The organism is Flavobacterium psychrophilum DSM 3660 = ATCC 49418 (assembly GCF_002217405.1).
Taxonomy (GTDB): domain Bacteria; phylum Bacteroidota; class Bacteroidia; order Flavobacteriales; family Flavobacteriaceae; genus Flavobacterium; species Flavobacterium psychrophilum.
This window is the reverse complement of record NZ_MUHE01000030.1, coordinates 159,543-172,209: the sequence shown is the minus strand read 5'-3', so window position 1 is coordinate 172,209 and position 12,667 is coordinate 159,543. Positions and strand designations below refer to the sequence as shown.

Here is a 12,667-nt window from a genome sequence, read left to right as displayed (position 1 = left end):
TAATTACACCCAACGGGTTATACAAACTAATTTTTAGCTCAAAAGTTTGTGTTTTTTTATTATACTAAAACGAAACATCCTACTTAAAATTTATAAAACGATATCGCTATGTGGTTAAAGAATAAAAAATAGGAATTATAGAGAACGATTATTTTAAACTGTTTTTATTTCTAAAGTTGTAAATTTACAATCGAAAATAATCGAAAAACTACCATGAAAATAAAAGAAATTCTTTCCCTCCTTGAAGAAATCGCACCCCTCGCCTACGCAGAAGATTTTGACAATGTAGGCTTGCTTGTTGGAGATTCGAACAACCAAGCAACAGGCGTTTTAGTTTGCCACGACGCACTAGAAATAGTCATCGATGAGGCTATTGCTAAAAAATGCAATCTTATAGTTTGCTTTCATCCTATTTTATTTTCAGGATTAAAAAAAATTACAGGCAAAAATTATGTAGAGCGAGCTGTTATAAAAGCCATAAAAAACGACATCGCCATTTATGCAGTTCACACCGCTTTAGACAACCATCAGCAAGGTGTAAACAAAATTATTTGTAACACTTTAGGAATAAAAGACACCCAGGTTTTAATACCAAAACAAAATTTTATACAAAAATTAGTTACTTATACCATTCCAGAAAACGCAGATACAATACGCACCGCCATGCAACAAGCAGGCGCAGGCGCAATAGGAAATTATAACAATTGTAGTTTCAATTCCGAAGGCTTTAGCACCTATCAAGGCAACGAAAACAGCAATCCATTAGTAGGAAATAAAGGAGAACTAACAAAAACCAACGAAATAAAAATAGAAGTAATTTTCGAAAAACATTTGCAAAACAAAATCCTAACCGCCTTATTTGCGACTCATATATATGAAGAAGTAGCTTACGAAATTTACAATTTACAAAATTCGCATCAAAACATAGGCTTAGGAATGGTTGGCGAATTAGAAACCGAAATGACTGAGAAAGACTTTCTAGGATTCGTAAAAACTAAAATGCAGTGCGGTGGCATTCGTCACAGCACATTTCTCAATAAAAAAATAAAAAAAGTAGCCGTTTTAGGCGGAGCAGGAAGTTTTGCAATTAAAAACGCAATTATGGCTGGAGCCGATGCTTTTTTGACCGCCGATTTAAAATACCACCAGTTTTACGAAGCTGAAAACCAGTTACTTTTAGCCGACATTGGCCATTTTGAAAGCGAACGATACACAAAAAACTATATATTTGATTATCTTACGAAAAAAAACATTAATTTTGCACCCGATTCGGCTTTTGGTGGAATCATTTTATCAGAAGAAAATACAAATCCAGTTAAGTACTTATAAATATGGCAGCTACAAAAGAATTGAACGTTGAAGAGAAGTTAAGAGCGTTATACGATTTACAGTTAATCGACACTCGTATTGACGAAATTAGAAATGTAAGAGGCGAATTACCACTAGAAGTGGAAGATTTAGAAGATGAAGTAGCAGGATTAAGCACTCGTTTAGAAAAACTAAAAGTTGATTTAGAGTCTATGGACGAAAAAATCAAAGAAAAGAAAAATGCTATTGATGAGCACAAAGAATCGATAAAAAAATACACAAAACAACAAGATAGCGTTCGCAACAACAGAGAATTTAACTCTTTAACAAAAGAAGTAGAATACCAAGAATTAGAAATTCAACTCTCTGAGAAGCACATCAAAGAAATGAAAGCTTCTATCGAGCACAAAAAAGAAGTGTACAATCAATCTAAAGAAAGATTAGAAGCAAAATCTAATCACCTGAAACACAAAAAATCAGAACTAGAGGCAATCATGTCCGAAACTGAAAAAGAAGAAACATTCCTATCGCAACAATCATTAGAATACGAAGCAAAAATTGAAGAACGTTTGCTAATCGCTTACAAAAGAATTCGATCTAGCGTAAGAAACGGTCTAGCAGTAGTTTCTATAGAAAGAGGCGCATCAGCAGGATCATTCTTTACCATTCCACCACAAATTCAAATGGAAATCGCTTCACGCAAAAAAGTAATCACAGACGAACACAGTGGAAGAATTTTAGTAGACAGCACACTAGCCGAAGAAGAAAGAGAAAAAATGGAGCGATTATTCGCCAAAATGTAATACATTAAGCCTTCTAAACGAAGGCTTTTTTTATGAAAAAAAAACTAACACTTATACTCACAAAATCTATCGGATTTTACATCAACCTACTAAGCTACACCATGCCAAACAAGGCATTAGCAATAGCTTACAAACATTTTAGCCAACCCCGAAAAGGCAAATTATCGCCAGACAACCTACCACAAATCCTACAAGAAGCCACAAAAAAAACCATTAGCCACGACCAACATCATTTTCAAACCTACACCTGGCAAGGCAACGAAAATAAAATACTATTAATTCACGGTTGGCAAAGCAATGCCGCACGCTGGGAAAAACTAATCCGGCTACTCCTAAAATCAGGAAGCACCATCATAGCCATAGATGCACCAGCACACGGACTAAGTAGCGGCAAAGAATTCAACATTCCCACATACGCACAATTCATCAACACAATCTCTAAAACAACCCAACCCAAATTCATCATCGGACACTCAATGGGGGCATTCGCCTGCGCCTACTATCAGTACAATTACCCACAAAACCATCTCGAAAAAATGATACTATTAGGCTCCCCATCAGATTTCAATGTTTTAATACAAAACTACACCAACCTATTAGGACTAAACACCACAATGAGCCAACTCATAAAAACCTACATCCAACAACGATTTAACATAAACACTAACCAATTTACAAGCCAAAAATTCTTAAAAAACACCACCATTCCAGGCATCATCGCCCATGACATTCACGATGAAGTCATCGCTTTTACCGAAGCAAAAAAAATTGCCACCGCTTGGAAAAACGCACAATTCATAACAACCCAAAAACTAGGCCACAGCATGCACGACAACAAATTAAACCAAACCATTTATCAATTTCTATTTGAAGCGTAATCATTCAGGTATTTCTAGCAATCTAATTTCCTGCTCTCGCTACAATCTTGCCAAGAAAAATGGCAAGGATTTTCACTCCATCAGGGCTATATTAGCAAACCAATCGCATATTTGCAATACAAGATTCGGTATTCGCAGTACAAACTTTATTTTAAAAACCAACCCTAAATAAAGAACAAGAAATCTTGAAAGAAAAAAGAAAAAAACTCACCCAAGAAATCCTTATCTTTGCAAAATGGAAGAAAACTTAACCCGCATTAACAAATTTCTATCAGAAACAGGCCATTGTTCCCGCCGTGAAGCCGACAAATTGCTAGACGAAGGCCGTATTACAATAAACGGTATTGTTCCAGAAATGGGAACAAAAGTCTCACATCACGACGAAGTACGAGTTGACGGAAAATTAGTTCGAGAAAAAACCGAAAAACCAGTATATCTAGCCTTCAACAAACCAGTAGGAATAGAATGCACGACAAACTTAGACGTACGCTACAATATTGTCGATTTTATCAATTATCCCAAACGAATTTTCCCAATAGGACGATTAGACAAAGCCAGCGAAGGACTAATTTTTATGACTAACGATGGTGATATTGTAAACAAAATCCTGCGAGCCAGAAACAACCACGAAAAAGAATATACCGTAACAGTAAACAAGCTAATTACCGACAGATTCATTCAAAAAATGAGCAACGGCATCCCCATTTTAGATACCGTTACTAAAAAATGCAAAGTCGAACAAATAAGCAAAACCACTTTCAAAATCGTATTAACACAAGGCTTAAACCGACAAATTCGTCGCATGTGCGAATATTTAGGTTACGAAGTAACATCGCTAAAAAGAATTCGAATCATCAATATCTCGTTAGATATTCCCGTGGGTCGTTACCGAGATTTGACCGATGCCGAAATCACAGAACTAAACAACCTTATCGAACCGTCTAGCAAAACCGAAGAAGCCAGTTTCCCTAAAGTAGAAGCACCAAAAAGAAGAATCGAGTTTATAAAACGGGATGATTTGAGGTTTAAAAAATAAATGTAATTATCAGACAAATTCACAAGTTGGCAGTAATTTTAGCGGAAACGTAGCAATTAATATTAAATTTTAAATCTTGGATCTTTTAAACTCAATATTTCATTTTTTCACCGATAAGACAAAAAAACTACCGCACAAAGTAATTTTATTCTTAATTGCTGTTATTCTAGTTATTCTACTAGATAACTTACTAAGCTTCAGCTTCTCTTATAACAATGGAAACAAAATTGAACAAATAGAGGGTATAAATAAAATTATAAAGGATACCACGCTATCCGATGCAGAAAAAAAGAAATTATTTATTTTAAGAGAAAATATTGTTAATCATTTAACATGGAAGGATAAAGCTTTTGATTTTCTTACAAGCATTGAATTCAAAAATGACATAGAATCTGAAAAACCTATCATAAAACCAATTGGAAAACCAGCAACAAAACCAATTATTGCTTCAATTAAACTAAAAACGAGAGATTATTTTTGGCATTTTATTTCCTCTAGTTGGCTTTTTATAGTACTTATGGTGATTCTTCCATTTATTGGACTTTTGGATAAGAAAACAAAATTTTGGGAATCGATTGGAATCATTATTATAGTTGAACCTTTTCTGTATGGAATTTGTTGGGTATACGCGAAAATGTTTTCTTTTATCCCAATAATTCTTGATAATCCAATTTATAATTATATTCTAAATGCTGCACTATGTTTGACTAGCATCCTAGTATTTTCTTTATTGAAAAAAAAGACTAAATAAAAAAACTCCCGCCAACACTTGCTAAAACTTATGGCTAATTTTTCGGTAAATTGTTCGTTTACTTTTCATAACTTCGCTTGGGCGGTTATGGAAAAAAAGCTTTCCATAAGCCGCCACAAGCTCTAGCAAGGAAACGTTAGCGGCAAGTGTAACAGAACTTTATATTAAAACAATGACTTCAAGATATATTTATTTTATTAGTAAGAGCTCAACTGTTATCTACAAACTATGTATCGGGAAAGGTACAGCTAAAGAAAGATTAAGAGAATGTGAAGTTGAAATTAATATCATGTTGCATGCGTCAGTTCCTGAAAAACTTTTACCATTAAAAGAAAAAATTAAAAATAATTTATTTTATTCAGGATTTAGAAATTCTAGTGAAATAGGTACGGCTTCGTTGGCTAAATCTTTATATGGGAAACGAAACTCAACAGCTTCAAAATTTATTAAAGACATATATGATTTACATGAAGAAGTAAAATCATTTATTAAATATCCCGAACAATAGCTCCAAACACCAGCCGCTAACAGCGGTGCTTGTTGCACAACTAAAAATAAGATCCAAAATCAACTTTTTTGTGCGTTTTAATTTTAATTACTACTGTAAATCAATTAGTTAAAAACAACTAATAATGATAATTTTGTAATCAAATTCGAAACTACAAGTTGTGCAACAGCCACAGCGGTTTGGCGCAGTGGCGAAAAAAGTGCTAAATTCACGTTTATCTTTCGCAAGAAATCTTATCTTTAACAGAAAATATGCAGTTACGAAGTTCACAACCTCGCCAAGCGGTAAAACATTCCTAATTTTTAAAACCAATCCCCACATTATACAATTCGGTTTTACAACTTTCTAAAGTTTCTGAGCAAACTGACGAAAAATTCTCATTATCTGCCCAAGGACGAATCGCTAGTTTTACCGAAACATCAGTAAGCGCAATCACATCGATTGATGGTTTTGAGTCTTTTAGTATCTTATCATTGGCATCTAAAACACGTTAAATAATTTCCCGTTTTGGGAACTTTTTATTATCTTTGTTTAAAATTATATCACTTGAGGGTAATTGCAAAAAAAATATTACGAGATTTTTGGGAATCCCATGCCGATTGTGAGCAACAATTGAAGGCTTGGTTTCAAGAGGCAAATAAGGCGGAATGGAAAAATCCAAATGAAATAAAGCAAGAATATCCAAGTGCAAGTATTTTGAATGGCAATCGAATTGTTTTCAATATAAAAGGAAACAATTATAGATTGATAGTCAAAATAAATTATGATTATCAAATGATTTGGATTCGATTCATTGGAACGCATTCAGAATATGACAAAATTAACGCAACCGAAATTTAACAGCTATGGAAATTAAACCTATAAAAACAGAGAAAGATTACAATCAAGCTCTTGAAAGACTTGATATGATTTTTGATGCAAAAAATGGTACGCCAGAAGGAGATGAACTTGAAGTGCTTGGGATTTTGATAGACCAATACGAAAACGAACACTTCCCTATTGATTTACCAGACCCAATAGAAGCAATAAAATTCAGAATGGAACAAATGGGTTATAATCAGAATGATTTGGCAAATATTGTAGGTCTAAAAAGTCGTGCGAGCGAAATTCTAAATCGCAAAAGAAAATTATCTCTTGAAATGATTAGAAAATTACACGAATTCTTACATATTCCGACTGATGTTCTAATTCAAACGTATAAATAATCAGGACTGCCTTACTAAGCATTTACTAATTTTTAAAAAAAATCCCCGCAAGATGCAATTCGGTTTTACAACTTTCTAAAGTTTCTGAGCAAACAGAAGAAAAATTCTCATTATCTGCCCAAGGACGAATCGATAATTTTACCGAAACATCAGTAAGCGCAATCACATCGATTGATGGTTTTGGGTCTTTTAGTATTTTATCATTGGCATCTAAAACACCTTGAATAATTTCTTTTACTTTTTTTAAATCGGCATCATACGACACTGAAATTTGTAAATCGGCACGACGTGTTCCTTCCAGTGAATGATTGATAATGTTTCCGTTAGACAAACTCCCATTGGGCACAAATATCGTTTGGTTATTTCCTGTAATTAATTTGGTTACAAAGATCTGAATTTCTAGAACCGTTCCCGAAACACCTTGCGCTTCTATAGAATCTCCAACTTCAAATGGTTTAAACAATATAATAAGAATTCCGCCGGCAAAATTAGACAACGAACCTTGCAATGATAATCCAATTGCCAAACCCGCAGCACCTATAATAGCCACAAAAGAAGCCGTTTCTATCCCTAATTTAGAGATAAAAGTGACAAAAAGTAAAACCCGTAAAACCCAAACCAGAAGATCTATTAAGAATTTAGAAAGTGTAGGCTCGAATGCTTTTTTTCGTGCTTCATTACTAACAACTCTCTTAAAAAAACCAATTAGATAATGACCTACAAAAAGTATAAAAAAAGCAATAATTAGCTTGGGTGAATACTCAATTAGTATATTCCCGTTTTTTTCTATGTAGGCTACGATACTATTTATTGTAATTAACATTTGCTGTTTTTAAATTTAAAAAGAGATCATAAAAACTATTTTATCCCAACAAACACGCCCCTATTTTCAGAGCGCATTTCTCACCATCTATAGCTGCCGAAATAATTCCGCCAGCATAACCTGCTCCTTCACCACAAGGATACAACCCTTTTATTTGCAAATGTTCTAAAGTTATTTCGTCTCTAGGAATTCGAACTGGCGATGATGTTCTAGATTCTGGCGCATGCAAAATGGCTTCATTAGTCAAATAACCCTTCATCGATTTTCCGAATTCCGAAAAGCCTTCACGCAATATTTGCGATAAAAAACCTGGAAAAACCTGACCCATTTCTACCGAAGTGGTTCCTGGCACATAAGAGGTTTTCGGGATTTCTTTAGATACTTTGTTTTGTGTAAAATCGATCATTCGTTGTGCTGGAACTTTTTGAGTTTCTCCAGCCAAATGCCATGCTTTTTGCTCGATACTTTTTTGAAATTCCATTCCAGCCAAAGCGCCAAATTTATCAAAAGGTTTAAAATCTTCTAACTTCAATTCGATAACAATTCCAGAATTTGCTGTCACTTGATCTCGTTTTGACGGCGACCAACCATTGGTTACAACCTCACCCGGACTGGTAGCACAAGGCGCAATTACCCCACCGGGACACATACAAAAAGAATACATACCCCGACCATTTACCTGTTTTACAATAGAATATGGTGCTGGCGGCAAATGTTCGCCTCGATAATCACAAGAATACTGAATCTGATCTATCAAACTTTGTGGATGTTCGGCACGAACACCCAATGCAAAAGGTTTTGCCTCGATAAAGATTTTCTTCTTATCTAATAATTCGAAAATATCACGAGCCGAATGTCCTGTGGCTAATATAATTTTATTAGAAACAATTGTATCTCCGTTTTGAATGACAACGCCTTGTACTTCATTATTTTTAACTAAAATATCCGTGACACGGGTTTCGAAAAGGACTTTTCCGCCCATTTCGATAATTTTTTCTCGAATATCCTGAATAATTTGTGGTAATTTATTGGTTCCTATGTGCGGATGTGCTTCTACCAAAATATCTGGTGTGGCACCAAATGCGACTAACAACTTCAAAATCCTATCTATATCGCCACGTTTTTTAGAACGAGTGTATAGTTTTCCGTCAGAATAAGTTCCTGCGCCACCTTCTCCAAAACAATAATTAGAGTCTTCATTTACAAGATGATCTACATTGATGGCTTTTAGGTCTCGGCGTCGACCACGAACATCTTTTCCTCGTTCTATAAGAATGGGTTTTAAACCCAATTCTATCAATTGTAATGCAGCAAAAAGACCTGCTGGCCCCGCTCCTACTACAATTACTTCTTGCGAGTTTGAAACCTCTTTATATTCTGGAAGCACAATTTTTTGTTCGACAAAATTTTCTCCCTGAAGGAAAATATTTACTTTCAAATTTATTTTTATGGCTTTCTGACGTGCATCGATAGAACGTTTTAAAATTGAAACATGCTGAACATCTTTTGCAGAAACTTTTATTTGTTTCGATAAATAGTCTTTTAGCAAATTTTCATTTGCAGCAATTTCGGGAGTAACTTGAAGTAAAAGTTCTTTTGGCATTTTTTATTCTAAAAATTTTACGGAAATAGTTTGTAAATATCGTTTATCTTGGCAAACCTTCCTAATTTAATAGTTGCTCCATCAAAATAAAATCCAAGTCTGTATTTGTCTATTTTCATTCTGTATGCTTCTGTCTGACCTTTCATTTTTATTATGTTTGAAATACCTTCAATATTTTCGGAATTTTCGAACAATACAATGACTTGAATCAGATCGTTTTTTAGAATCGAATCTTTAATTTTACATAAATCTTTAAAAAAAGGGTTACTAAATTTAACTATCACGATTGCAAGGTTTTGACAATTTCTTCTCTTGAAACAAATTCTGTTCTATCTACTTCTTGCATTAACATTAACAATCCCAAATCTTCTTTTTCTTCATTGGTAAGTTTATCGAAGCGTTCTTTTTCTTTGTTTTTAACATAAGTACACACCGCATTTTCTATTAATGCTTTGACGCTCAAATGCTCAAAAACAGAAAGCATTTTCAATTTAGTTAATGTAGTTTGATCTAAATCAATTAATTTTTTCATCAGATATATATTTTATACAAACATATATAATATATACTTTATATACAATTTCTAATACCGGAAAACTTTGTAACTTTGCGTTTTATAAACTTTATAATATGTCTAGACAAATAAAACTAATTTGGGATTTTCGTGGCCCAGCGGCAACAAAAACTGCCGAACACCACGAAATTCACCTTAAAGAATATATTGTTATCGAAAAATTTCCTTTAAATATTACAGGTTTTGAAGTAATAAACGATATGCATGCCATTGCTTTTATGGTTGTTACCGATGAGAATATGATTGCCATTCGAGATGCTTTGAAACCGCATCGCGGAGAGGTTTATTTAGTCTAATCTCATAAAGCTGTGCATCGGCAATAAAATAGATAAAAAATTAAATTTATATTTTATGGTAAAGAAATTTTTAATGTTATTTTAAACATAAAATGTACCAAAAACAATGATGTAAAACAAAATTTATATATTAATGTAACTAGAAAAGCTACAAACCAAAATGATATTGGAATTGCGGGAGTTAATATTTATCTTGAACGTGGGAAATCTGGAAATTTTATTAGCCCTAATTATAGTGTTTAGGAAACTTTAACAACAAATGCAAACAAAATTATAGTTGTTTGACAAAAATGACACTTATACATACAAGATATGTTGCGCAATTGCTTCGGGTGATACTATTTCTGGTGATAATTGTAAAGCATTATTAATAGCCAAACAGTACCAAATAATATTAATTTCAAATTATCACAGTAAAAAATAGATCCTAAAAAAACGAAAAAATTATAATAAATATTTTCTAGAACGCACAACGGCGGTTTTTAAGAAATTAGGATTTTAGGGTTTAATTTAAAGTTAGTTTTGCTTTTTTAATTTGGGTGTTTAATTAGAAGTTTTGGTCTTACAAACCATTCAAGATCAAATCGGTAAAAGCTTGAAAGCCATAAGCTCTAAAAGAACAATTGTTTTACTTTATGACTTTCAATATTTAACTTTTCAACTTTATGGTTAATTCGCTACTTCGCTAATAAACTTAATTCGCATTAATCGCAGCTCATTAATATCGTAATCGCCATCAAATTCTTTGAGTGCATCTTCGATATCATCGGATTCTGATTCCATAAAATAATCGTGAATTTCTTCTTGCTGATCGTCGTCTAGCATTTCATCTATCCAATATTTTATGTTTAGTTTGGTACCCGAATTTACAATTTGCTCCATTTCTTTAAGCAAAGTATTCATATCTAAACCTTTTGCTTTGGCAATATCTTTGAGCGATAATTTTCTGTCTATATTCTGAATAATATAGAGTTTGTTCACTGAATTTGCACCAGTAGATTTGACAACCAAGTCGTCTGGACGCATAACTTCATTATCTTCTACGTAAGAAGAAATAAGTTCTATAAAATCTTTTCCGTATTTTTTAGCTTTTCCTTCTCCTACTCCGTGTACATTACTTAATTCGTCTAAAGTAATAGGATATTTAAGTGCCATATCCTCGAGCGATGGGTCTTGAAAAACTACAAATGGTGGAACTCCTAGTTTTTTAGCTACTTTTTTACGCAAATCACGCAGCATAGACATTAGAACTTCGTCTGCCGTTCCTGATACTTTTGATGCCGAAACAATGGCTTCGTCTTCGGTTTCGCTATACTCGTGATCTTCGGACATCATAAAGGATTGTGGGTTTTTTATAAAATCTAACCCCTTTTCTGTTACTTTAATAATACCGTAAGTTTCTATATCTTTTGACAATAACCCGCCGACCAAAGCCAATCTTAGAACAGCCATCCAGTAACGTTCGTCGAATGCTTTTCCGCAGCCAAAAAGTTTTTGAGCATCTGTTTTATGCGCCTTAATCATGGCATTCATTCGTCCCATAAGCGTATATACAATTTCTTTCGATTTGTATATGTGCTTGGTATCTCGTATAACTTCTATGAGTTTTACGACTTGATCTTTGGCTTCAACTTGTGCTTTTGGATTGCGCATATTGTCATCCATATCGCAACCGTCGCCTGTTTCTGAGTCAAATTCTTCTCCAAAATAATGCAATAAGAATTTACGTCTTGACATCGAAGTTTCTGCATAAGCGACCACTTCTTGCAACAATGCAAAACCAACTTCTTGTTCAGCAACTGGTTTACCAGACATGAATTTTTCTAGCTTTTCGACATCTTTATAGGAATAATAAGCCAAACAATGTCCTTCGCCTCCATCACGACCGGCACGACCTGTTTCTTGATAATAACTTTCTAGGGATTTTGGAATATCATGGTGTATTACAAAACGAACATCTGGTTTGTCTATTCCCATACCAAAAGCGATTGTTGCCACAACCACATCTACATCTTCCATAAGAAACATATCTTGGTGTTTGGCTCTGGTTTTTGCATCTAAACCTGCATGATAAGGCACTGCCGAGATTCCGTTTACTTGCAAAACTTGGGCAATGGCTTCTACTTTTTTACGGCTTAGACAATATATAATTCCAGATTTCCCTTTGTGTTGCTTGATAAAACGAATAATATCAGATTCGACATTCTTCGTTTTTGTGCGTACTTCGTAATATAAATTTGGTCGATTAAATGATGCTTTAAATGTATTGGCATTAGCCATATCTAAATTTTTCAGAATATCTTCCTGTACTTTTGGCGTTGCGGTGGCTGTTAGTCCTATAATTGGAACATCGCCAAGTAATTTTATAATGTTTTTTAAATTCCTGTATTCTGGCCTAAAATCATGTCCCCATTCTGAGATACAATGGGCTTCGTCTATGGCTACAAATGATATTTTTTCTTTTTGAAGAAAAGTGACATATTCTTCTTTTGTAAGAGATTCTGGCGCAACATACAACAGTTTAGTTAGCCCAGAGGATATGTCTTTTTTTACTTGAGCAATTTCGGTTTTTGTTAGAGAAGAGTTAAGAACATGTGCAATTCCTGCCTCAGAAGACAAACTTCTTATGGCATCTACTTGGTTTTTCATCAAAGCAATAAGTGGCGAAACAACGATTGCTGTTCCTCCCTGCATTAATGCGGGCAATTGGTAACATAACGATTTACCGCCACCAGTAGGCATAATTACAAACGAATTATGCTTGGCCACAATGCTTTTTATTACCTGCTCTTGTAAACCCTTAAATTGGTTAAAACCAAAATATTTTTTTAATTCCTTGTGAATATCAATTTCGTGTGAATTCATCCTTTAGTAATAGTATT

At 33.9% G+C, this 12,667-nt stretch carries 15 protein-coding genes; 9 read left to right on the top strand and 6 right to left on the bottom strand.

Translation table 11 applies throughout. The annotated features are described in order from the left end of the window. The first annotated feature begins 213 nt into the window (after window positions 1-213). From B0A57_RS09075 to B0A57_RS09050, 6 genes are all read left to right on the top strand, one after another. The gene (locus B0A57_RS09075; protein WP_011963351.1) at window positions 214-1,329 is read left to right on the top strand and encodes a Nif3-like dinuclear metal center hexameric protein; all 1,116 of its coding nucleotides are present in this window, start codon (window positions 214-216) and stop codon (window positions 1,327-1,329) included. 2 nt (window positions 1,330-1,331) lie between these two features. Further along, window positions 1,332-2,111 (top strand): zinc ribbon domain-containing protein, encoded by a 780-nt coding sequence (locus tag B0A57_RS09070; protein WP_011963352.1) that lies wholly within the window; start codon window positions 1,332-1,334, stop codon window positions 2,109-2,111. Window positions 2,112-2,143: 32 nt separating this feature from the next. Continuing rightward, window positions 2,144-2,989: an alpha/beta hydrolase gene (locus B0A57_RS09065; protein WP_034099181.1), complete on the top strand. Its 846-nt coding sequence runs from the start codon at window positions 2,144-2,146 to the stop codon at window positions 2,987-2,989. Between the two features lie 235 nt (window positions 2,990-3,224). Next, window positions 3,225-4,025: a 23S rRNA pseudouridine(2604) synthase RluF gene (rluF, locus tag B0A57_RS09060; RefSeq protein WP_011963354.1), complete on the top strand. Its 801-nt coding sequence runs from the start codon at window positions 3,225-3,227 to the stop codon at window positions 4,023-4,025. 76 nt (window positions 4,026-4,101) lie between these two features. After that, window positions 4,102-4,776: a hypothetical protein gene (locus tag B0A57_RS09055; RefSeq protein WP_038466162.1), complete on the top strand. Its 675-nt coding sequence runs from the start codon at window positions 4,102-4,104 to the stop codon at window positions 4,774-4,776. A gap of 172 nt (window positions 4,777-4,948) precedes the next feature. Next, window positions 4,949-5,284: a hypothetical protein gene (locus B0A57_RS09050; RefSeq protein ID WP_038466159.1), complete on the top strand. Its 336-nt coding sequence runs from the start codon at window positions 4,949-4,951 to the stop codon at window positions 5,282-5,284. Between the two features lie 295 nt (window positions 5,285-5,579). On the opposite strand, the gene B0A57_RS09045 is transcribed toward B0A57_RS09050, so the two are convergent. Further along, window positions 5,580-5,720, bottom strand: a complete 141-nt coding sequence (locus B0A57_RS09045; RefSeq protein ID WP_162180628.1) for a hypothetical protein — start codon at window positions 5,718-5,720, stop codon at window positions 5,580-5,582. Between the two features lie 110 nt (window positions 5,721-5,830). On the opposite strand from B0A57_RS09045, the gene B0A57_RS09040 reads away from it, so the two are divergent. Together B0A57_RS09040 and B0A57_RS09035 are read left to right on the top strand one after the other, a co-directional pair. After that, window positions 5,831-6,124 carry a type II toxin-antitoxin system HigB family toxin gene (locus B0A57_RS09040; RefSeq protein ID WP_011963358.1) on the top strand — a complete coding sequence of 98 codons (294 nt, stop codon included), beginning with the start codon at window positions 5,831-5,833 and terminating at the stop codon, window positions 6,122-6,124. Between the two features lie 5 nt (window positions 6,125-6,129). Further along, window positions 6,130-6,489, top strand: a complete 360-nt coding sequence (locus tag B0A57_RS09035) for a helix-turn-helix domain-containing protein (RefSeq protein ID WP_011963359.1) — start codon at window positions 6,130-6,132, stop codon at window positions 6,487-6,489. Window positions 6,490-6,514: 25 nt separating this feature from the next. Here the strand turns inward: B0A57_RS09035 and B0A57_RS09030 are convergent, their stop codons facing one another. From B0A57_RS09030 to B0A57_RS09015, 4 genes are read right to left on the bottom strand one after another with little or no spacing between them, the layout of a single operon-like run. Further along, window positions 6,515-7,312 carry a mechanosensitive ion channel family protein gene (locus tag B0A57_RS09030; protein WP_034099194.1) on the bottom strand — a complete coding sequence of 266 codons (798 nt, stop codon included), beginning with the start codon at window positions 7,310-7,312 and terminating at the stop codon, window positions 6,515-6,517. 40 nt (window positions 7,313-7,352) lie between these two features. Next, window positions 7,353-8,915, bottom strand: coding sequence for an NAD(P)/FAD-dependent oxidoreductase (locus B0A57_RS09025; protein ID WP_034099196.1), 1,563 nt, complete (start codon window positions 8,913-8,915; stop codon window positions 7,353-7,355). 17 nt (window positions 8,916-8,932) lie between these two features. Beyond that, entirely contained in the window at window positions 8,933-9,199 is a 267-nt protein-coding gene (locus B0A57_RS09020) for a hypothetical protein (RefSeq protein ID WP_011963362.1), read from the bottom strand. Further along, on the bottom strand, window positions 9,196-9,447 hold the full coding sequence (locus B0A57_RS09015) for a hypothetical protein (RefSeq protein WP_011963363.1): 252 nt from the start codon (window positions 9,445-9,447) through the stop codon (window positions 9,196-9,198). The genes B0A57_RS09020 and B0A57_RS09015 overlap by 4 nt, the downstream gene beginning before the upstream one ends. Before the next feature lie 98 nt (window positions 9,448-9,545). Here B0A57_RS09015 and B0A57_RS09010 point away from each other — a divergent pair, with 98 nt between their 5' ends. Further along, entirely contained in the window at window positions 9,546-9,785 is a 240-nt protein-coding gene (locus B0A57_RS09010; protein WP_011963364.1) for a hypothetical protein, read from the top strand. A 669-nt stretch (window positions 9,786-10,454) separates the two neighbouring features. Here B0A57_RS09010 and recQ read toward each other — a convergent pair. Continuing rightward, a complete protein-coding gene (gene recQ, locus B0A57_RS09005) occupies window positions 10,455-12,650 on the bottom strand; it encodes a DNA helicase RecQ (RefSeq protein ID WP_011963365.1) in 2,196 nt (731 codons plus the stop codon). Between the last annotated feature and the right edge of the window lie 17 nt (window positions 12,651-12,667).

Excerpts from the sequence above, each read along its gene's own strand:
- B0A57_RS09075 (WP_011963351.1), top strand. The coding sequence starts at position 214 with ATGAAAATAAAAGAAATTCTTTCCCTCCTTGAAGAAATCGCACCCCTC.
- B0A57_RS09070 (WP_011963352.1), top strand. The coding sequence starts at position 1,332 with ATGGCAGCTACAAAAGAATTGAACGTTGAAGAGAAGTTAAGAGCGTTA.
- B0A57_RS09065 (WP_034099181.1), top strand. The coding sequence starts at position 2,144 with ATGAAAAAAAAACTAACACTTATACTCACAAAATCTATCGGATTTTAC.
- rluF (WP_011963354.1), top strand. The coding sequence starts at position 3,225 with ATGGAAGAAAACTTAACCCGCATTAACAAATTTCTATCAGAAACAGGC.
- B0A57_RS09050 (WP_038466159.1), top strand. The coding sequence starts at position 4,949 with ATGACTTCAAGATATATTTATTTTATTAGTAAGAGCTCAACTGTTATC.
- B0A57_RS09035 (WP_011963359.1), top strand. The coding sequence starts at position 6,130 with ATGGAAATTAAACCTATAAAAACAGAGAAAGATTACAATCAAGCTCTT.
- B0A57_RS09030 (WP_034099194.1), bottom strand. The coding sequence starts at position 7,312 with ATGTTAATTACAATAAATAGTATCGTAGCCTACATAGAAAAAAACGGG.
- B0A57_RS09025 (WP_034099196.1), bottom strand. The coding sequence starts at position 8,915 with ATGCCAAAAGAACTTTTACTTCAAGTTACTCCCGAAATTGCTGCAAAT.
- B0A57_RS09015 (WP_011963363.1), bottom strand. The coding sequence starts at position 9,447 with ATGAAAAAATTAATTGATTTAGATCAAACTACATTAACTAAATTGAAA.
- B0A57_RS09010 (WP_011963364.1), top strand. The coding sequence starts at position 9,546 with ATGTCTAGACAAATAAAACTAATTTGGGATTTTCGTGGCCCAGCGGCA.
- recQ (WP_011963365.1), bottom strand. The coding sequence starts at position 12,650 with ATGAATTCACACGAAATTGATATTCACAAGGAATTAAAAAAATATTTT.